The sequence below is a fragment of the Limnobacter sp. UBA3528 genome (genome assembly GCF_002377005.1).
In the GTDB taxonomy this organism is placed as follows: domain Bacteria; phylum Pseudomonadota; class Gammaproteobacteria; order Burkholderiales; family Burkholderiaceae_B; genus Limnobacter.
Map to the genome: position 1 here is coordinate 27,519 of NZ_DFOZ01000032.1, position 18,184 is coordinate 45,702.

At 53.5% G+C, this 18,184-nt stretch carries 22 protein-coding genes and 1 pseudogene; 11 read left to right on the forward strand and 12 right to left on the reverse strand.

Going from position 1 to position 18,184, the window contains the following annotated elements; all coding sequences use genetic code 11:
* Positions 1–10 precede the first annotated feature (10 nt).
* From hisG to B4N58_RS10025, 11 genes are all read right to left on the reverse strand, one after another.
* Positions 11–646 (reverse strand): ATP phosphoribosyltransferase, encoded by a 636-nt coding sequence (gene hisG, locus B4N58_RS09975; protein WP_008247881.1) that lies wholly within the window; start codon positions 644–646, stop codon positions 11–13.
* Positions 643–1,899, reverse strand: a complete 1,257-nt coding sequence (murA, locus tag B4N58_RS09980; RefSeq protein ID WP_008247877.1) for a UDP-N-acetylglucosamine 1-carboxyvinyltransferase — start codon at positions 1,897–1,899, stop codon at positions 643–645. The genes hisG and murA overlap by 4 nt, the downstream gene beginning before the upstream one ends.
* Positions 1,900–1,915: 16 nt before the next feature.
* Complete coding sequence (locus tag B4N58_RS09985; protein ID WP_008247876.1) at positions 1,916–2,158, reverse strand: BolA family protein; 243 nt, start codon at positions 2,156–2,158, stop codon at positions 1,916–1,918.
* A gap of 33 nt (positions 2,159–2,191) precedes the next feature.
* The gene (locus B4N58_RS09990) at positions 2,192–2,947 is read right to left on the reverse strand and encodes an ABC transporter permease (protein WP_291748768.1); all 756 of its coding nucleotides are present in this window, start codon (positions 2,945–2,947) and stop codon (positions 2,192–2,194) included.
* A complete protein-coding gene (locus B4N58_RS09995) occupies positions 2,944–3,852 on the reverse strand; it encodes an ABC transporter ATP-binding protein (RefSeq protein ID WP_291748771.1) in 909 nt (302 codons plus the stop codon). The genes B4N58_RS09990 and B4N58_RS09995 overlap by 4 nt, the downstream gene beginning before the upstream one ends.
* A 33-nt stretch (positions 3,853–3,885) precedes the next feature.
* The gene (locus B4N58_RS10000; protein ID WP_008247873.1) at positions 3,886–4,137 is read right to left on the reverse strand and encodes an STAS domain-containing protein; all 252 of its coding nucleotides are present in this window, start codon (positions 4,135–4,137) and stop codon (positions 3,886–3,888) included.
* 1 nt (position 4,138) lies between these two features.
* The gene (locus B4N58_RS10005; protein WP_008247872.1) at positions 4,139–4,762 is read right to left on the reverse strand and encodes an MlaC/ttg2D family ABC transporter substrate-binding protein; all 624 of its coding nucleotides are present in this window, start codon (positions 4,760–4,762) and stop codon (positions 4,139–4,141) included.
* Positions 4,763–4,834: 72 nt separating this feature from the next.
* Positions 4,835–5,725 (reverse strand): MlaA family lipoprotein, encoded by an 891-nt coding sequence (locus B4N58_RS10010; RefSeq protein ID WP_291748778.1) that lies wholly within the window; start codon positions 5,723–5,725, stop codon positions 4,835–4,837.
* A gap of 21 nt (positions 5,726–5,746) precedes the next feature.
* The gene (gene mlaD / locus B4N58_RS10015) at positions 5,747–6,220 is read right to left on the reverse strand and encodes an outer membrane lipid asymmetry maintenance protein MlaD (protein WP_008247870.1); all 474 of its coding nucleotides are present in this window, start codon (positions 6,218–6,220) and stop codon (positions 5,747–5,749) included.
* A gap of 12 nt (positions 6,221–6,232) precedes the next feature.
* Positions 6,233–7,018: a lipid asymmetry maintenance ABC transporter permease subunit MlaE gene (gene mlaE / locus B4N58_RS10020; RefSeq protein ID WP_291748781.1), complete on the reverse strand. Its 786-nt coding sequence runs from the start codon at positions 7,016–7,018 to the stop codon at positions 6,233–6,235.
* Complete coding sequence (locus B4N58_RS10025) at positions 7,015–7,803, reverse strand: ABC transporter ATP-binding protein (protein ID WP_291748784.1); 789 nt, start codon at positions 7,801–7,803, stop codon at positions 7,015–7,017. The genes mlaE and B4N58_RS10025 overlap by 4 nt, the downstream gene beginning before the upstream one ends.
* A gap of 167 nt (positions 7,804–7,970) precedes the next feature.
* Here B4N58_RS10025 and B4N58_RS10030 point away from each other — a divergent pair, with 167 nt between their 5' ends.
* Together B4N58_RS10030 and B4N58_RS10035 are read left to right on the forward strand one after the other, a co-directional pair.
* Positions 7,971–9,101 (forward strand): hypothetical protein, encoded by a 1,131-nt coding sequence (locus B4N58_RS10030; protein WP_291748787.1) that lies wholly within the window; start codon positions 7,971–7,973, stop codon positions 9,099–9,101.
* Between the two features lie 57 nt (positions 9,102–9,158).
* Positions 9,159–9,803, forward strand: coding sequence for a type II secretion system protein (locus B4N58_RS10035; RefSeq protein ID WP_008247856.1), 645 nt, complete (start codon positions 9,159–9,161; stop codon positions 9,801–9,803).
* 8 nt (positions 9,804–9,811) lie between these two features.
* Here B4N58_RS10035 and B4N58_RS10040 read toward each other — a convergent pair whose 3' ends face one another.
* Positions 9,812–11,779 carry a monovalent cation:proton antiporter-2 (CPA2) family protein gene (locus B4N58_RS10040; RefSeq protein WP_373567544.1) on the reverse strand — a complete coding sequence of 656 codons (1,968 nt, stop codon included), beginning with the start codon at positions 11,777–11,779 and terminating at the stop codon, positions 9,812–9,814.
* 139 nt (positions 11,780–11,918) lie between these two features.
* Between B4N58_RS10040 and B4N58_RS10045 the strand changes: the two genes are divergently transcribed.
* The 9 genes and pseudogenes from B4N58_RS10045 (at position 11,919) to B4N58_RS10080 (ending at position 18,181) form a co-directional block, all read left to right on the forward strand.
* Positions 11,919–12,911, forward strand: coding sequence for a KpsF/GutQ family sugar-phosphate isomerase (locus tag B4N58_RS10045; protein ID WP_291748794.1), 993 nt, complete (start codon positions 11,919–11,921; stop codon positions 12,909–12,911).
* On the forward strand, positions 12,911–13,450 hold the full coding sequence (locus tag B4N58_RS10050) for a KdsC family phosphatase (RefSeq protein WP_008247847.1): 540 nt from the start codon (positions 12,911–12,913) through the stop codon (positions 13,448–13,450). The genes B4N58_RS10045 and B4N58_RS10050 overlap by 1 nt, the downstream gene beginning before the upstream one ends.
* On the forward strand, positions 13,435–14,034 hold the full coding sequence (lptC, locus tag B4N58_RS10055) for an LPS export ABC transporter periplasmic protein LptC (RefSeq protein ID WP_291748798.1): 600 nt from the start codon (positions 13,435–13,437) through the stop codon (positions 14,032–14,034). The genes B4N58_RS10050 and lptC overlap by 16 nt, the downstream gene beginning before the upstream one ends.
* A complete protein-coding gene (gene lptA / locus B4N58_RS10060) occupies positions 14,031–14,612 on the forward strand; it encodes a lipopolysaccharide transport periplasmic protein LptA (RefSeq protein WP_008247844.1) in 582 nt (193 codons plus the stop codon). Before lptC ends, lptA begins: the two co-directional genes overlap by 4 nt.
* Positions 14,609–14,887, forward strand: a pseudogene (locus B4N58_RS15680) (ATP-binding cassette domain-containing protein); the annotation flags it as partial. The gene lptA and the pseudogene B4N58_RS15680, both read left to right, overlap by 4 nt.
* Before the next feature lie 318 nt (positions 14,888–15,205).
* The gene (lptB, locus tag B4N58_RS15685) at positions 15,206–15,697 is read left to right on the forward strand and encodes an LPS export ABC transporter ATP-binding protein (protein ID WP_414673844.1); all 492 of its coding nucleotides are present in this window, start codon (positions 15,206–15,208) and stop codon (positions 15,695–15,697) included.
* A 12-nt stretch (positions 15,698–15,709) separates the two neighbouring features.
* Positions 15,710–17,230 carry an RNA polymerase factor sigma-54 gene (locus B4N58_RS10070; protein WP_008247836.1) on the forward strand — a complete coding sequence of 507 codons (1,521 nt, stop codon included), beginning with the start codon at positions 15,710–15,712 and terminating at the stop codon, positions 17,228–17,230.
* Between the two features lie 40 nt (positions 17,231–17,270).
* Entirely contained in the window at positions 17,271–17,600 is a 330-nt protein-coding gene (hpf, locus tag B4N58_RS10075; RefSeq protein ID WP_008247834.1) for a ribosome hibernation-promoting factor, HPF/YfiA family, read from the forward strand.
* A 110-nt stretch (positions 17,601–17,710) separates the two neighbouring features.
* Positions 17,711–18,181, forward strand: a complete 471-nt coding sequence (locus tag B4N58_RS10080; protein WP_291748807.1) for a PTS sugar transporter subunit IIA — start codon at positions 17,711–17,713, stop codon at positions 18,179–18,181.
* The last annotated feature ends 3 nt before the right edge of the window (positions 18,182–18,184 follow it).

An 18,184-nucleotide genomic window follows, 5' to 3' on the forward strand; every position in this document is an offset into this window, starting at 1 on the left:
CTTTAAAATTTCACGCTACTGCTTGGGTGAACACATCCAGAATAGGCTGCAAAGCCTCGTACTTCATTTTCAATGCCGCCTGGTTCACAACCAAACGGGAAGATATTTCGCAAATTTCCTCAACCTCAACAAGCTTGTTGGCACGCAAGGTGGAGCCGGTGCTGACCAAATCGACAATGGCGTCGGCCAAGCCCACAAGCGGGGCCAGTTCCATAGAACCGTAAAGTTTGATCAGGTCTACATGCACACCACGGTTGGCAAAGTGCTCGCGGGCGCTGTTCACATACTTGGTGGCAATTCGCAAGCGTGCACCCTGCTTCACCGCGCTGGCATAGTCGAAGCCTTCAGGAGCTGCAACACAGAGCCGACATTTGGCAATGTTCAAATCCAGCGGTTGATACAAGCCAGCACCGGAATGTTCAATCAGTACGTCTTTTCCGGCCACGCCCAGATCGGCCGCACCATGCTGCACATAGGTGGGGACATCGGTTGCACGCACGATGATGATTTGCACATCAGCACGGTTGGTCCCAATGATCAACTTTCGCGATTTTTCAGGATCTTCAGACGGCACAATGCCCGCCTTTTCCAGTAAGGGCAGGGTTTCTTCAAAAATACGTCCCTTGGACAGGGCCAATGTAATCATTCCGCTACTCTCGTGACGTCTGCGCCGAGTTTGCGCAGCTTTTCTTCCATTCTGTCATACCCGCGATCCAGGTGATAAATACGGTCAATCCGTGTTTCGTCGCTGGCTGCAAGGCCTGCAATCACCAGGCCCGCCGAGGCGCGCAGGTCGGTGGCCATGACTGTGGCACCGTCGAGTCGCTCCACACCTTTGATGATTGCCGTGTGGCCTTCAATTTCAATGTTTGCACCCAGGCGAACCATTTCCTGAACATGCATGAAACGGTTCTCAAAAATGGTTTCATTGACCACCGCCGTGCCATCGGCCACACAGTTCACTGCCATCAGCTGCGCCTGCATGTCGGTTGCAAAGCCTGGAAATGGTGCCGTGCGTGCGCCCACTGCCTTGGGGCGTGTATTCATGCTGGCGTGAATCTTTGTGCCGTCCACTTCAATGCTTACGCCCGCTGTACGCAACTTTTCAATGGTTGCGTCCATGCTGTCAGCATCGGTGTTGTTCAAGGTTATGTTGCCACCGCAGGCAGCAACAGCACACAAAAACGTACCCGCCTCAATGCGGTCAGGCATTACCTGGTATTCGCAACCATGTAACTTTTCAACGCCATGAACGGTAATGGTATCGGTGCCAATGCCTTCAATTTTCGCGCCCATTTTGACCAGCATGTTCGCCAGGTCCACCACTTCGGGTTCACGGGCCGCGTTTTCAATGATGGTTGTTCCATCGGCCAAAGCCGCCGCCATCATGAGGTTCTCGGTACCGGTCACAGTCACCATGTCGGTCACAATGCGCGCACCCTTCAAACGCTTCGCTTTGGCGTGAATGTAGCCCTTTTCAATGGTGATTTCGGCACCCATGGCCTGAAGGCCTTTGATGTGCTGATCGACTGGGCGCTGCCCGATTGCACAGCCACCCGGCAAGCTCACGCTGGCCTCGCCAAAGCGTGCCACCAAGGGACCCAACACCAAAATACTGGCGCGCATTGTTTTCACAAGATCGTAGCTGGCGATCGGCTCGGAAATTTCTTCGGCCCGCAGGGCCAACTGGTTCTCTCCATGCCAAAAACACTGAACGCCCATAGAGCCCAGCAAGCGCAGGCAGGTGTTGATGTCGCGCAGGCGCGGCACGTTGGTGATGGTGACTGGCTCAGCGGTCAGCAAACTTGCGCACAAAATGGGCAAGGCCGCATTCTTCGCACCAGAAATCGACACTTCTCCGTGAAGCGGCTTTCCGCCACGAACCAAAAATGAATCCATTAAATGGCAGTCCTTTTTACGCTTGTTGTTGAGCCCACTCAGCGGGCGTCAATGTTTTCATAGACAAGGCGTGAATTTCAGCACGCATTCTGTCACCCAGTACTGCATACACTTTTTGATGGCGCTGAATGGCGCGCAATCCTTCGAAGGCACTGGCCACGATGACCGCCTCAAAATGCTGACCGTCACCAGACACGGTGAGGTGCTCGCATTCCAAGCCCTGCGCAATATAGCCGCGAACGGTTTCAGGCAACAACATGATTTTTCCTATCCTTTTGATTCAACAGCACTATTATCCCCTCAATTTGTAACCAGAGGTCACCATGCGCATCGCAATTACGGTCAAAACAGCCCAGGCAGACAGGCCGATGGCCAAGCTGAACCAGGGGCTGACATCGCTGACGCCGAAAAAACCATAGCGAAAACCGTCTATGAGGTAGAAAAACGGATTGAAATGCGACACTGTTTGCCACACCGTCGGCAAGGAGTGGATGGAATAAAACACACCCGACAAAAAGGTGGCTGGCATGATGATGAAGTTCTGGAAGGCCGCCAGCTGGTCGAATTTTTCAGCCCAAATACCGGCAATTACCCCCATGGTACCCAACAAGGCTGAGCCCACCAGGGCGTGCACGAGAATCCAGACCGGGTTATACACATGCAGGCCAACAAAGGCCACAGTGACCAGCAACACGCCCAGACCCACAGCAATGCCGCGAGCCATGGAAGCCAGCACGTATGCCGAGAAAAACTCGAAATGGGACAATGGCGGCAACAACACAAACACCAGGTTGCCGGTAATTTTTGACTGGATCAGGCTGGACGACGAATTCGCAAACGCATTCTGAAGCACCGACATCATGACCAAACCAGGCACCAGAAAGGCAGCGTAACTAACGCCGGGATAAGGCTCTACCTTGCCATCCAGTACATGTGAAAAAATCATGAGATACAGCAAAGCTGTGACCACCGGGGCCAATACGGTTTGAAAACTGACCTTCCAGAAGCGCAGGATTTCTTTCTTGAACAGGGTTTGCCAACCAGTCATTTGGAACCCCCACTCATTAGTTGCACAAATACTTCTTCAAGATCAGGTTTTTCAATGCTGCACTCCAAAACATCCAGGTGATCTTTGCGGCATTGAGCCAGTATTTGCTCTATCTCTGCAGGGCCGTTCAACGCGAGCGTGTAGCGCCCCTCGCTCACATTGGCCTTCAACACCCTGGCTTGCAGGCCCGCTGGCAATACGCCGTTCAGTTGCATGTTTAGCGTTTGATTGGCATGCTTTTTCAAAAGGTTGGGGGTGGTGTCCACGGTCAGCACTTCGCCCTTTTTCAACATGGCGATTCGGTTGCACAGGGTTTCTGCTTCTTCAAGGTAATGCGTGGTCAGCAGAATTGTGTGTCCCTTTTGGTTCAGACCAGCAATGAATTTCCACAAGGTTTGGCGCAATTCTACGTCAACACCCGCTGTTGGCTCGTCCAACACAATCACTGGCGGCTTGTGAACCAGAGCCTGGGCCACCATCACGCGACGCTTCATACCGCCCGACAGGGTACGCATGTTGTTGTCGGCCTTGTCCATCAGGCTTAGCGAATGCAATAGTTCGTCAATCCAGTCGTCATTCTTTTTCAAGCCAAAATAGCCCGACTGAAAACGCAGAGTTTCACGCACTGAGAAAAACGGATCAAAAACAAGTTCTTGGGGCACGATGCCGATGCTTCGCCGAGCATCTCGAAACTGACTCACCACGTCAAAACCCATGACCTTGGCTGTGCCCGTGCTGGCTCGGCTAAGACCAGCAATAATATTGATCAGTGTGGTTTTGCCGGCGCCATTGGGGCCAAGCAAAGCGAAAAACTCCCCTTCCTGAACTGTGAGCGACACATTGTTCAAGGAACGGAATTCACCAAAATATTTGGATACCGAGCTCAGCTCTAGTGCAAACGACATGACTTCTCGCACCGATGAAAGGTGCTACAGGTTTTAGGAGAAGAGAGATTGTACTCCGTAGGCAGCAATCAAACTGTCCAGCTGCGCGGGAGGATGTTGGAGTTCAAGGGTTTTGTCTGATTTAAGCACTCGCTTGGCTGCAAGAATCACAGCCAATGCGGTGGAATCGACATGCTTGACTGAGGAAAAGTCAATAACATGGTCGCCCAAGGCAAATGCCTTGGCGACCTCGGCGATCACTTGATCTCCGTTGCGAACGGTAATTTGATCGACCGATACCTTCATATCAACCCTTAGCGTTTAGGGTTTTCAGGGTTTGAATCAAACCATCCACACCGGAGTTGGACAGCACCGTGCCAAACTGGGCTTTGTAGGAATCAACCAGCCACAGACCCAAAACGCTCAGGTCATAAATCAGCCACTTGCCGTCTTTCTTTTCAACGCGATAGGCCAAATCGACGGGCGGGGCGCCTTTCTGGATCACGCGGCTATTCACGATCACATCCGTGTCTTCCGGGCGGGCACGCAGGCGGTCTACTTGCAGGGTTTGATCACCGACCTGCGCCAAGGCACCCGAATAGGTTTTCACCAACAGGGTGCGAAACTCTTTGGTAATTTGCTCACGCTGCTCGGGCGTGGCTTCGCGCCATGGGCGCCCCACAACCAATTGGGTCATTCTTCGAAAGTTCACATTGGGCATTACTTTCTGGTCAATCAGGGCATCCAGCTTCTTGGGGTCAGCCAACAACTCCTGCTTGCGCGCCTTGATCTCGGCCAACACCTCATTGCTGAACTTTTCAACAAACTCATTGGCAGGTACATCCTGCGCCAACGCTGGCTGCGCAATCAGGCCAAAACCCAAAGCGGCGGCTGCAACCCATTGAAACAACTTGTTCACTGCAATATTCATGATTCTTCCAAAACGTGTGTCGTTAGTCTAAAAACGCAATACATACCAAGGGGTTGACCACCCCAATGCCAATCAGTTCACCAAACCCAAGCCAGACTTGGCACGTTCGCTTTGCTGCAGGTCGGTTGGCAGACCAATCGACGAGTTTGAATCAGGCTGCGTATTTAAAGATGCGCTGCTTGTTTCAAGCTGCACCAGGGCTGCCTTGAAGGGTGGAAAAGAAACGGGAGTTTCGCTGCGTGATTCTTCTTCAAAATCCTCGTAACTTTGTTCGTTCGGATCTGGGGCACCATCTCGCACCAAACTGGCACGGCGCTTCAAGTAGGCATCGCGAACGAAAGCATATTGATCCAGTGCTACGCGCTCAACCAGGTCGGTTGCTGGCAACAGCCTTGCCCGAGTATTCACCACATTCACAACCAGTAAACTGTTTCGCACCCTAACATTGTCGTAATGGTAGAGGGGATCGAGGGGAGCATCGACAAACCTGGCAGGCGCGTCACGCAGGGTGCTTGGTCCCAACAAGGGGAGCACCAGGTAGGGGCCCGAACCCATGCCCCACACACCCAGGGTTTGACCGAAATCTTCATCGTTTTTCTGAAATCCCAGTTCGGTGGCCACATCAGCCAAACCTACAATTCCGATTGTGGTGTTCAGCGCGAAACGCGTGATATCGCTGCCTGCAGCCTTGGGCTTGCCTTGCAACAAATTATTGACCGCCACACTGATGTCATCCAGATTGGAAAAGAAATTTCCGATCACGGTTTTGATTTCTGGCGGCGTTACCTTGTCGTAACCCTGCGCCAGCGGCTTCACCACCGCCTTGTCTACCACCTGGTTAAAGCCGTCAACGGAACGGTTGAATCCTTCCAACGGGTCTGACTCGGAAGGGGCGCGCATGCTGGTACATGCGGTGGACAAGCCAAGCACGCCAAGCAGCAAAATCACTTTTCGAATGGACATTAACACTTCAAATCCCCTTCATCACTTTTCGGAGTCGCCTTCCGAGGCTTTGCTAAACAAGAACTGGCTAATCAGGTTTTCAAGCACCACGGCAGACTGGGTACGCGCAAACTTCTCGCCGCTGGCTAGATTCTCGAGATCTCCACCGGCCTCAATACCCACATATTGCTCACCCAGCAGGCCTGAGGTAAGGATTCTAGCTGAAGAGTCCTTGGGAAACTCGAAGCCCTCCTCCAAATCCAGGGCCACGACTGCACGGAATGTGACTGGATCAAGGTTGATGTTGGCCACACGCCCCACGGTGACACCCGCACTTTTAACAGGCGCACGAGGCTTCAAGCCACCGATATTGTCAAATTCTGCGGTCACCCGGTATTGATCGCCCGTGGTGAAAGAACTCAAGTTGCCCGCCTTCAAAGCGAGAAACACCAATGCAAGTGCGCCAATTAGCACAAACAGGCCCACCCAAAAATCCACTGCCGTGTTCTTTTTCATACCTTCAATCCGTTAAATACTGAACATGAGTGCTGTTAGCACGAAATCGAGACCCAAAATAGTCAGGGAGGAAATCACCACGGTTCGAGTGGTTGCCCTGGAAACGCCTTCAGGCGTGGGCTGACACGCATAGCCCTGGAACAAGGCAATTGAGCTGACAGCCACACCAAACACCACGCTTTTAATCACCCCGTTGAGAATGTCGTCACGCACGTCCACACCAGCCTGCATTTGAGACCAAAATGCACCTGAATCCACACCGATCAACAACACACCCACGACGTAACCGCCAAAAATACCCACCGCACTGAACAAACCTGCCAGCAAAGGCAGGGAAATCAAACCGGCTATCCAGCGAGGGGCAACAATGCGCGCTTTGGGATCCACGGCCATCATTTCCATGGCGGTCAGCTGCTCACCTGCTTTCATCAGACCAATTTCAGCCGTCAACGATGTGCCAGCTCGGCCAGCGAACAGCAAAGCAGACACCACCGGACCCAATTCACGCACCAGTGACAAAGCCACCAAGAGACCCAAGGCCTGCTCGGCACCGTACCTGTTCAGGGTGTAATAACCTTGCAAGCCCAACACGAAGCCCACAAAAAGACCCGAGACGACAATGATGACCAGCGAATAATTGCCAATGAAATGGATTTGATCGATAACAAGGCGCGGGCGGAATAAAGCCTTAGGAAGCAACATGAACAAGTTGCCCACAAAACGCGCAAAAACACCCAGGCCGGCAATTGTTGCAATAACACCCGCCCCCAGGCGGGAAACCAATGCGACTGGATTCATGCAAAGTCCTCCTGCAAATCGCGTGCAGGATAATGAAACTTCACAGGCCCTTCGGGCAAACCTTGGATGAACTGTTGAACGTAAGGATCCTGGTTGGCCTCCACTTCTGCTGGCGTACCTTGCGCAAGTACCTTGCCGTTCGCAATCACAATGACATGGTCACTGATTGCAAAAGACTCGTGAATATCGTGGGTAACCACCACGGAGGTGGCGCCCAAGGCATCATTCAGGGTACGAATGAGGTTGGCTGTGATGCCCAGCGAAATTGGATCAAGCCCGGCAAAGGGTTCATCGTAAAAAATCAGTTCGGGATCGAGCGCAATGGCGCGGGCCAGGGCCACTCGCCGGCTCATGCCGCCGGAGATTTCCGACGGAAAAAGATTGCTTGCTCCACGAAGGCCCACGGCCTGCAACTTCAACAGCACCAGATCGCGAATGGCTGCTTCGGGCAGATTGGTGTGTTCACGCAGCGGAAACGCCACATTCTCGAAGACATTCAAATCGGTAAAAAGCGCACCAAACTGAAAAAGCACACCGATTTTTTTGCGGAATGCGTAAAGCTGTTGTGTACTGGCAGTCACCACATTTTGGCCCAGCACTTCTACCTCACCCCGATTAACCGGGTACTGACCACACATTAAGCGCAGCAAAGTGGTTTTGCCCGAACCAGAGCCACCCATGACAGAAACCACTTTGCCCTTGGGGATGTCCAGCGAAATGTTTTCCAGAATGAGGCGATCGGCGTAGCCGAAGTCCACGTTTTTTAATTGAGCAACAAAGCCCATGGGGGCTCCTTAGTAAACGAATACGAATTTGGGAGCTATTGTACCCCGAAGGGCATGCACTCACCATCCAAATGGTGACAGGCTCACCCACAAGGCATGACCACGAAGCGTGGAAATGGTTTCATCAAAGTATGATCCGCAGCACTTAAACCCTGAAAAGTCTGCCCGTGCCCTCACTGTTTGTGTTTTTAATCGGCTTGACCACCCTCCTGACTGCGTGCGTGGCCACTCCTCCCCAAACAAGCGAGCGCATTGCGCCTCTTGAAGTGGCACATACGCTTGAGTTGAATGCTGTTTTTTGGGCAGACAAAGTTCAGCACAGCAGCAACGCGTGGCAAAGACATCAGCAAACATTCACTTTCCGGCTTGAAAACATACCCGCAAGCCAAGTGCTCGAACTGATTTCGCGGGAGCTAAAGCTTGGCTATGAAATGGACAACTGCGGCGACGCCCCGGTCAGCCTGGTGGGTCGAGACATGCCACTTCAACAAGTCATAGAAAGCCTGGAACTTCAATCCGGTGCCAGCGTGCAATTTGCAGGCAATCAGCTGTCCATGCGGTGCGAGGCAGATGAGCTTCGGGTGTATACCCTTGACTACCTGTCAATTGCCCGGGAAATGAATGACTCATCCAGCTTGAGTTCGGCAATCGCTGGCGGCCCGCGCGAACTGACTGATCGACGGGAAACTGGCAATCGCTCGGAACTGGTGCTGAACAACTCACAACAGCACGACTTGTGGGAAGACATCGCGACTCAAATTGAACAGATCATTCAGGTGCAGATAAAGCCGGTAGAACTCTCGACGCGGGAACGCGTCATTGATGAAGATGAAGACCGTGCCTATGCCAGCACGCGCAACACATCCCCTCGCCGAGCACAACCCAATTTGAGGAGTACCACTGCGGTTTCCTCCGAGAAACGGGACATCACAACGACTCGTAAAGAAACCCGCTCCGGGCGAGTCACCACCAATCCGGAATCTGGAACCGTGTCGGTGATCGCAAAGCCCAGCCAGCATCGCAGGGTAGCCCAGTGGCTCACACAAATTCAGCGTCGGGTTGATCGGCAAATTGTGATTGAAGCGGTAATCACCGAGATCTCACTGAATGATCGCTACGAGCGAGGAATTGACTGGAATGTGCTGCGCCAAAACGGAATTACCGCGGGCCTGGCGGTGCAAGGGCTTAACTTGGGTACCCAGCAGACGATCTTGCAAACCAAAACCGGTATCAACAATTTTTTATCAATCCCGACCAACCCGCTGCAAACCCCGTTTGGCTTTCATTTGAACGTCTGAACTGGCTTTGGATGAAACGCGGCGCGCTCGACACACCTCACATTCAGGAGAATTGAATTGAAACAACCTCGACACCAGACCCAGAACGGGTTCTCTTTATTAGAACTGGCCATTGCGCTGGCTGTGCTGGCCATACTCGCTGGTGGCGTACTTAAGGGACGCGAGCTGCTGAACAGCGCCCGCGTACAGGCCACTCTTACCGACATCGCCAGCCTTGAAACAGCATTGTCCGCTTTTCAGGCACGTTATTCAGCCTTGCCCGGTGACTTCATTGCGGCCAGCGCAGCGGGGCTTTCCAACAGCGGCGGTGACGGCAACGGCCTGATTGAAGGCGAAGAATCCTGCAATGTATTCACGCATCTTCAACTGTCAGGTTTCATCCAAGGTGACTTCACCGGTGGCAGTGACCAATCTGGAAATTGCACGCCCGCCAGCACCATGGGCAACCAGTTCAGTGGCCAGTACCTGCTCAACAACACCATGCAGGGCCCTAACTCCCGGGAAAATGCAATGGCCTTGCTGATTGGCGAAACCGTACCTGTTGCCCAACTGGCAGAAATTGACCGCAAACTCGATGATGGCAACCCCCTGCGTGGCGCAGTGCAGGTGATTAGTGGCGAGGAAGAACTGTGCACCATCAACGGCAGTCAATGGGACGAGGCGCAAGGCGCTGATTGCGCGGCACTTTATATTATTCGGTAAACACCAATTCAACGCCCCATAGACTTGCGGCCAAGAATAATGGCTTCGGCCAAACTTAAAGCATCAGGCTGCCCCTTCAGCACCAGGATATCCCCCGACTCCAGTTGCGTATCGGGGGAAGGATCCCCGCCCCGAATACCACGCCTGCGAATTGCGCTTACTTCAATGTCCAATTCAAGAATACCCAACTCGGCCAGGCTTTTACCCACGCCACTGGCTCCCGGCTCCAGGAACACCGAATGCAAACGGATCCATTGGTTTTCGGGTGTATCCGCTTCGTCGTCTACGCCACGGAATACCCCCCTGAACATTTGGTAACGCGATTCACGAATGGCTCGAATCTGTTTGACCACACGAGAAACCGGCACACCCAACAACATCAAGGCCTGTGAGCCCAGCATCAAACTGCCTTCAAGAATTTCTGGCACCACCTCGGTGGCTCCAGCTGCAGTCAGTTTCTCCAAATCACTTTCATCGTAAGTGCGCACCACAACTGGAACATTCGGAGCCAAAGCACGCACTGCAATCAACACCTTCTCGGCCGACTTGAATTCAGCAAATGTGACCACTACACAGGATGCCCGCAGCAAACCCGCAGCAACCAGTGTTTCACGCTTTGCGGCGTCGCCAAAAACCACTGAATCGCCTGCTGCGGTTGCTTCACGAATACGATCCGGATCCAGATCCAAAGCCACATAATCCAGGTCTTCACGGTCCAGCAACCGGGCCAGGTGCTGACCACTGCGCCCGAAGCCGCAGATCAGTACATGCTTGGTCGTGGCAAGACTCTTCTGGGCAATTTGGTGCAATTCCAGCGATTTTTGCAACCATTCCTGACTTGAAAAGCGCAGCACGATTCGATCTGCATGTTGAATCATGAAGGGCGCTGCCAACATGGATAGCACCATGCTGGCCGTAATGGTTTGTAACCAAGGGTCGGGGACCAAACCAAAACCGGCTGAGCCCGTGTTGGCCAGTAGCACGAAACCGAATTCACCGGCCTGCGCCAGATAAATGCCGGTGCGCATGGCTGTGCCGGTGTTCGCACCAAATATCCGGGCCAGTGCCGCAATCAACACCAACTTGGCCAACACCGGGAGTACCGCCAGCAAAATTACCCAGTACCAATTCTGCATCACCACTTGTGGGTTCAGCAGCATGCCTGTGGTCACGAAGAAGAGACCCAGCAGCACATCACGGAATGGCTTGATGTCCTCTTCCACTTGATGTTTGTACTGGGTCTCTGCAATCAGAATGCCCGCCACAAATGCACCAAGGGCCAGCGACAGCTCTGCAAGCTCGGTCAACCAAGCCAAGCCCAAGGTGATCAACAGCACATTCAGCACAAACAATTCTTGCGACTTGCTACGGGCCACGAATGTCATCCACCAATTCATCATGCGCTGGCCAAACACCAACATCAGCCCCAACACCAGTGCAGCCTTCACCACCGCCAGGCTCAGTGTCACAGTAAGGTTCTCAGCCCCTTGCCCCAGTGCTGGAATAATGATGAGTAGCGGCACCACGGCCAAATCCTGAAACAATAAAATACCCATGATTTGACGACCATGGGGAGAATCGAGTTCAAGCCGCTCCGACAACAATTTACTGACAATCGCCGTGGAAGACATGGCTGCAGCCCCTGCCAGCACGAAGGCGGTGCTCAGTGGCACCTCAAAGAAATAGCCAGCCAACAAGCCTAGGCCCATCACGCCCAGCATGGTCAGCCCTACTTGCGCAAACCCCAGGCCAAACACAACACGGCGCATGGCATGCAGTTTCGGCAAACTGAACTCGAGACCAATTGAGAACATCAGGAAAACAACGCCGAACTCTGCCAGATGCCGGGTTTCGGCGGTATCGGGCACGATGCCGAATGAATAAGGACCAATCAGCGTACCCGCAAACAGATAGCCCAGCATGGCGGGCAGCTTCCAGTGACGGAAAAGCGAGACCGCCAACACGGCGACCAGCATTAGAATCAAAGACAGCTCTAGAGCGTTAGGCACGTTTAATGCTTAGGAAGTGGAGAGAATTGGCACGCGCTTTGCTATACTGCCCTGAAAAGAGCACAGCCTCAAGCACCTTAGTTGCTTAAGTCTATCAGGGTCTACCATGTCAAAAACACCGTCGAATAATGACAAGCACGATTTTCTGGCCATGGCCAGGGAGGCGCTTGCCATTGAAGCCCAAGCAGTCTCGGCACTGGCTGAACGCTTAAATGATCAGTTCAGCCAAGCCACCACCGCCATACTGAACTGCAAGGGTCGAGTCATTCTGGTCGGTGTGGGCAAGTCGGGCCTGATTGCCAAAAAAATTGCTGCCACCTTTGCCAGCACGGGCACGCCTTCTTTTTTCGTGCACGCCACCGAAGCCTCTCATGGCGATTTGGGCATGATTACCCAAGACGACGTGGTTATTGCCCTGTCTAATTCGGGAAATACCGAAGAATTGGTCGCGGTGTTGCCAGCCATTGCACGGCGAGGCGCAAAAATAGTCGCCATGACCGGCAAACTCGATTCAGCCTTGGCCCGGCAGGCGGACTTGGTACTGGACTGTGGCGTTGAAAAAGAAGCCTGCCCACTGAATTTGGCCCCAACTGCCAGCACCACCGCAGCCTTGGCCCTTGGCGATGCGCTTGCCGTGGTGGTTTTGAAAGCACGTGGTTTCAGCGAAGAAGACTTCGCACTCTCGCATCCAGGTGGCAGCCTGGGACGCAAACTGTTGACCCATGTCAGCGATGTCATGCGAAAAGGCGACCGAATCCCCACCGTTTCACCATCAGCCAGCATTTCCAGTGCCATTCTGGAAATCACCAAAAAGGGCCTGGGCATGACTGCCGTTGTGGGGGCCAACAACAAACTGCTGGGCGTTTTTACCGATGGTGACCTGCGCCGCCTGATTGAACAAGGCCTGGATTTACGCGGTTTGCTGGTGAGCGAAGTGATGAACACTATGCCCAAGTGCATTTCACCCGACAAGCTGGCCGTAGAGGCCGTTCGCATGATGGAAGTCAGCCACATCAGCCAAGTGGTGGTCACAGACGAACAGGGACACATTGTCGGCGCCCTGAATTTCCATGATCTTTTCGAAGCCAAGGTGGTGTGATGGATCAATTGACCGACCGCCAACCCACTGCCGCCCAAGCTGCGGCAAACATCAAATTGATGGGTTTTGATGTAGACGGAACACTGACTGATGGTGGCCTGTACTTCGGCAATGAAGGCGAGGTCATGAAACGCTTTAGTGTATTTGACGGCCAGGGCCTTCGACTGCTGATGGACCATGGCATCAAGGTGATCTGGATCACCGCGCGCTCCAGCACCATTGTGGAAAAACGTGCCAAAGACCTTGGCATCTATCAACTGGTTCAGGGCTGCAAAACCAAGCTGCAAGCCTATGATGAAATTCGCCAGCTATTGGGGCTGGACTGGAGCGAATGCGGCTTTTTTGGGGATGACTGGCCCGACTATCCAGTGCTGCAACAGGTTGCTCTGGCGGCCACCACGCAGCACTCCCCGGCTGCCATGAAAAACTCTGCCAACTGGATTAACACGCGCCCACCAGGCGATGGTGCAGCCCGCGAATTGTGCGACTTCATTTTGAGTCACCAGGCAGGCTATCAAAACCCATGGGAAACAGCGTGAAACCGTTGAGTGCTTTTTTCAACCTGATTTCGCAGTTCATTCCGCTGTTGTTGACGTTCGCACTGGCGGCCACCTCGTATTGGTTTGCAATTCAATCTGAGCTCAGCCTGTTCAGCGCCAGCGGCAAAAACGATCCGACCAGCAGCGACTACTATCTGCGTAATTTTTCGGTACAAAGCCACGACCTGGCCGAGAATAAATATTCAATCATCCGCAGCAACGCAGCCGAGCATATTCCACAAGGCAATGTGTGGAACATTACAGCGCCTGAACTGGAACAGTTTGAATCGGGCAATGGCATGGTCAAAGGCAATGCCCAAAAAGGTGTCTACCTGCTCGACACGGATGAAATTTTCTTGCGGGACAACGTTGTGGTGACCAGTCAAAACGAAGGGCTGCTGACCACCATGAAGTCTGAAGAAATACGAATCGACAATATCACCAACGAAATTTCAACCGACAAAAATGTGCTGGTGACGCGACCAGGCCAACGGTTTGAAGCACAAGGTGCCACACTGAACAACGACACTGGCGAATTGACTGCCCAAGGGTCAATCAAGTTTCGCATAGAGGCCAAACGATGAAACGCTCTACCTGGATTTCCCTCGCACTGGCTGCGCCTGCACTGGCCTTTGGGGTTTGCGCGCAAGCACTGGAATCGGACAAACAACAACCCACCACCATCGACGCCAACCAGATGACTTACAACGAGAAGTCAAATGTGAATGTTTTCACTGGCAACGTGCTCTTAACACGTGGAAGCCTGGTGATTCGCGGCGACAAACTCACACTGACCGAGCGCAGCGACGGCACCCAGTTTGCAACCGTGGAAGGTAAACCAGCCCGCTTCAAGCAACAACGTGATTCAGAGACGCCCAACGAGGTATTGCTGATCAACGGCACTGGTAACACCATAGAATTCGACGGCAACAAATCGATAGTGACGTTGACTGGTGCGGCCAGCATTCAAAAAAGTACCAATGGTCAGCTGACTGAGTCCATCTCGGGCACACGGATCACCTACGAGCAAAACACCGAATTCCTGAATGTGGTGGGTTCACCCAGCAGCAGCGGCTCCTCACGCGTTCAAGCCGTGATCAAACCAAAAACCCAATCGACGGAACCTGCGCCCGAGCCCGCGCCCAAAGGGGGCAGCAAGTGAGCAACACCCCTGCACACACATTGACAGGTCAAGGCCGCCTTCAGGCACTCAGCCTGCGCAAAGCCTACCGAAGCAAGCGTGTGATTGAAGACGTTTCCCTGCATGTAGACACCGGTGAAGTGGTGGGCCTGTTAGGCCCCAACGGTGCGGGTAAAACCACCTGCTTTTACATGATTGTGGGTTTGGTCAGTGCCGACGAGGGCAACATTTGCCTGGAAGGCCGCGACATCACCTTGCAACCCATTCACGAGCGCGCACGCGCAGGGCTTTCTTATCTTCCTCAGGAAGCCTCCGTGTTTCGCAAACTGACTGTGGAAGACAACATTCGCGCAGTGCTTGAAATCAATCCACCCAGAGACAAAACGGTGGATCAGGCTGTCGAAGATTTGCTGAACGACCTTCAAATTGCGCACATTCGCACCTCGCTGGCGGCGTCCCTCTCGGGTGGCGAACGCCGCCGACTTGAAATTGCCCGTGCGCTGGGCAGCCAGCCGCGCTTCATTTTGCTGGACGAGCCCTTCGCAGGCGTTGACCCCATTGCGGTACTGGAAATTCAACGCATCGTTGCCTTTTTGAAATCCAAAGGTATCGGCGTGCTGATCACCGACCACNNGGAGGCGAGCATCTTCCGCCGCCTCACCGTGGAGCAGAACATCATGGCGATCCTGGAAACGCGCAAGAACCTGAGCAAGGCGGAGCGCAAGGAGCAGCTGGAGAAACTGCTGCAGGAATTCCACATCGACCATATCCGCGACAGCATGGGCATGAGCCTGTCCGGCGGCGAGCGCCGGCGCGCGGAGATCGCCCGGGGCCTGGCCACGGACCCGGATTTTATTCTGCTGGATGAGCCCTTCGCCGGGGTCGACCCGATCTCCGTGAACGACATCAAGAGCATCATCCGCCACCTCAAGGACCGCGGCATCGGCGTGCTGATCACCGACCACAATGTACGGGAAACCCTGGGCATTTGTGATCGTGCCTACATCATCAGCGCGGGCCGCGTGCTGGCCTCGGGCAGTCCCGAGCAAATTGTGAAAAACGACGATGTACGCCGCGTGTACCTCGGCGAACACTTCCGTATGTAAAGCTGAATCTCCATGAAACAATCCCTTCAGCTTAAAGTCTCGCAAAACCTCACGCTCACGCCTCAGTTGCAGCAATCCATTCGCTTGCTGCAATTGTCCACACTGGAGTTGCAGCAGGAAATTCAACAAGCGCTGGCTGAAAACCCACTGCTGGAGTTGGCTGACGAAGAGGCCGTGGAAGGCGAGCGCACCCTGAGCCTGGACAGCAGCAATGGCGAACTGCACGAGCCACAGGGCGACAGCTTTGAGGCCGATCCCGACCCCCGCAAAGCCAGCGAACCGGTCAGCGATCAGCAAGCTGAACAAGACAATCAAAGCGAAGAAATTGTTCAGCGCGAGACCATCGACTCCATCCAGGACAACTGGGAAGGCGACTGGCGCGACAACAGCGGCGCAGGTGCCGATGGCGATGAAGAAAAACCCGGCCTGCAACTGGCTGCGCCCGACAGCAGCCTGCACCAGCACCTGATCGACCAGCTGCGCATGACACAGGCCAGCGAACGTGACAAAAACCTGGTGCTTTGGCTGATTGACTACCTCAGCGACGATGGCTACCTGACTGTTGAACTTGAAGACCTGTGGGAAACCCTGCAGGACGAGCCCGACCTGGAGTTTGAAGAACTCAGCGCGGCCTTGCGCCTGCTGCAAAGTTTTGACCCACCCGGCGTGGGTGCCCGCAATGCAGCCGAATGCCTGCTGCTGCAACTGGCCCAGCGCAAAGACATTACTTGCCAGCCAAACCTGTACAGCAACTGTCAGCACATTATTCGCGACCACTTGGGTTTATTGGCCCAACGCGACTTCACCAAGCTGAAAAAAGCATTGAACGTCGACGAGGACATGCTAAAAACATGTCATCAAATCATTCGTTCACTCGAGCCGTTTCCCGGTGCGCGTTTTCGACGCATCGACGATGACCATGTGGTGCCCGACGTGATCGTGAAAAAACTGAGTGGACAGTGGCATGTGCAACTGAACCCCGACGTGATGCCAAAAATCCGTATTAATGAAATGTATGCCTCCATCTTGCGATCACACCGTGGTCAAAGTGCGCAACTCAGTGCGCAATTACAAGAGGCTCGCTGGTTGTTAAAAAACGTTCAGCAGCGATTTGACACTATTTTACGGGTGAGCCAAGCCATCGTAGAACGGCAAATCGGCTACTTCAATCACGGCGAAATCGCAATGCAGCCCTTGGTTCTGAGGGAAATTGCCGATCTCTTGGGACTGCATGAATCGACCGTGTCAAGGGTTACCACGCAAAAATATATGTTGACGCCCTATGGGTTGGTTGAGCTAAAGTATTTCTTCGGAAGTCATGTTTCCACCGACTCGGGTGGTCAGGCTTCCAGCACAGCAATACGTGCACTCATCAAGCAACTGATTTCTGCGGAGGACGCCAAGCAGCCGATATCTGACAGCCAAATCGCCGACCTACTCGGTCAACAGGGCATCGTGGTCGCAAGACGCACGGTCGCTAAATACCGGGAATCACTGAAAATACCCCCGGTGAACATGCGCAAGTCGCTTTAAATTTAAAGCTTCCCCCCGCAGCAACGAAAGGAGATACCTTATGAACTTGAACATCAATGGTCATCATCTGGAAGTTACCCCAGCAATTCGAAACTACGTCATCGAAAAACTGGATCGGGTGAAAAGGCATTTTGATCACGTCATTGATGCATCGGTGACCATCTCGGTGGTCAAGCTGGTTCAAAGGGCAGATGTTACGCTGCACGTTCGCGGCAAAGACATTCACGCTGAAGCAAGTCATGAAAACCTCTACGCAGCCATTGATGCGCTGGCCGACAAACTGGATCGCCAGGTACTGCGTCACAAAGACAAACTAACCAATCACAATCACACACCGATCAAACACCAGGTGGTCGAAGAAGCCGAATAAACCTCTGTAATTTCAGGGAAAATCAAAAGGCGGACTTCCATCCGCCTTTTCTGTTTTTATGGCGTATAATCGGCCCCACGATTAGAAGCGGGTCTCAGGAATCAACAGCGATGAACTTGATCGCAAATCTACTGCCTCCATCCAACATTTTGCTGGATGCACAGGTCACCAGCAAAAAGCGCGTGTTTGAACAAGCCGGTTTGGTGTTTGAAAACAACCAGGGCATTGCTCGCTCCAAGGTTTTCGACAGCCTCTTTGCACGTGAACGCCTGGGTTCCACCGGACTTGGTCAACAAGTCGCTGTGCCGCATGGTCGCATCAAGGGCCTTCGCGAACCCATCGCTTCACTGGTTCGAGTTCAAGATCCAATTCCCTTCGACGCCCCTGACGGTCAACCCGTCAAACTGCTCATGTTTTTGCTGGTGCCAGAAAGCGCAAACCAGCATCATCTGGATATACTGTCTGAACTGGCTCAAATGCTGTCTGACAAGGATTTCCGTGAGAAACTCATGACTGAAGCAGACCCCGGCGCCATGCACCAGCTCATCGCCACCTGGGAGCCCTACCAACCCGCGAGTTAAGCC

Excerpts from the sequence above, each read along its gene's own strand:
- B4N58_RS10040 (WP_373567544.1), bottom strand. The coding sequence starts at position 11,779 with ATGCTGGTCGCCGTGTTGGCGGTCTCGCTTTTCCGTCACTGGAAGCTG.
- lptC (WP_291748798.1), top strand. The coding sequence starts at position 13,435 with ATGGGAAACAGCGTGAAACCGTTGAGTGCTTTTTTCAACCTGATTTCG.
- B4N58_RS10010 (WP_291748778.1), bottom strand. The coding sequence starts at position 5,725 with ATGTCCATTCGAAAAGTGATTTTGCTGCTTGGCGTGCTTGGCTTGTCC.
- B4N58_RS10070 (WP_008247836.1), top strand. The coding sequence starts at position 15,710 with ATGAAACAATCCCTTCAGCTTAAAGTCTCGCAAAACCTCACGCTCACG.
- murA (WP_008247877.1), bottom strand. The coding sequence starts at position 1,899 with ATGGATTCATTTTTGGTTCGTGGCGGAAAGCCGCTTCACGGAGAAGTG.
- B4N58_RS09985 (WP_008247876.1), bottom strand. The coding sequence starts at position 2,158 with ATGTTGTTGCCTGAAACCGTTCGCGGCTATATTGCGCAGGGCTTGGAA.
- hpf (WP_008247834.1), top strand. The coding sequence starts at position 17,271 with ATGAACTTGAACATCAATGGTCATCATCTGGAAGTTACCCCAGCAATT.
- B4N58_RS09990 (WP_291748768.1), bottom strand. The coding sequence starts at position 2,947 with ATGACTGGTTGGCAAACCCTGTTCAAGAAAGAAATCCTGCGCTTCTGG.
- B4N58_RS10000 (WP_008247873.1), bottom strand. The coding sequence starts at position 4,137 with ATGAAGGTATCGGTCGATCAAATTACCGTTCGCAACGGAGATCAAGTG.
- B4N58_RS10045 (WP_291748794.1), top strand. The coding sequence starts at position 11,919 with ATGTCAAAAACACCGTCGAATAATGACAAGCACGATTTTCTGGCCATG.
- B4N58_RS10025 (WP_291748784.1), bottom strand. The coding sequence starts at position 7,803 with ATGGGCTTTGTTGCTCAATTAAAAAACGTGGACTTCGGCTACGCCGAT.
- hisG (WP_008247881.1), bottom strand. The coding sequence starts at position 646 with ATGATTACATTGGCCCTGTCCAAGGGACGTATTTTTGAAGAAACCCTG.
- mlaD (WP_008247870.1), bottom strand. The coding sequence starts at position 6,220 with ATGAAAAAGAACACGGCAGTGGATTTTTGGGTGGGCCTGTTTGTGCTA.
- mlaE (WP_291748781.1), bottom strand. The coding sequence starts at position 7,018 with ATGAATCCAGTCGCATTGGTTTCCCGCCTGGGGGCGGGTGTTATTGCA.
- B4N58_RS10005 (WP_008247872.1), bottom strand. The coding sequence starts at position 4,762 with ATGAATATTGCAGTGAACAAGTTGTTTCAATGGGTTGCAGCCGCCGCT.
- B4N58_RS09995 (WP_291748771.1), bottom strand. The coding sequence starts at position 3,852 with ATGTCGTTTGCACTAGAGCTGAGCTCGGTATCCAAATATTTTGGTGAA.
- lptA (WP_008247844.1), top strand. The coding sequence starts at position 14,031 with ATGAAACGCTCTACCTGGATTTCCCTCGCACTGGCTGCGCCTGCACTG.
- B4N58_RS10080 (WP_291748807.1), top strand. The coding sequence starts at position 17,711 with ATGAACTTGATCGCAAATCTACTGCCTCCATCCAACATTTTGCTGGAT.
- B4N58_RS10050 (WP_008247847.1), top strand. The coding sequence starts at position 12,911 with ATGGATCAATTGACCGACCGCCAACCCACTGCCGCCCAAGCTGCGGCA.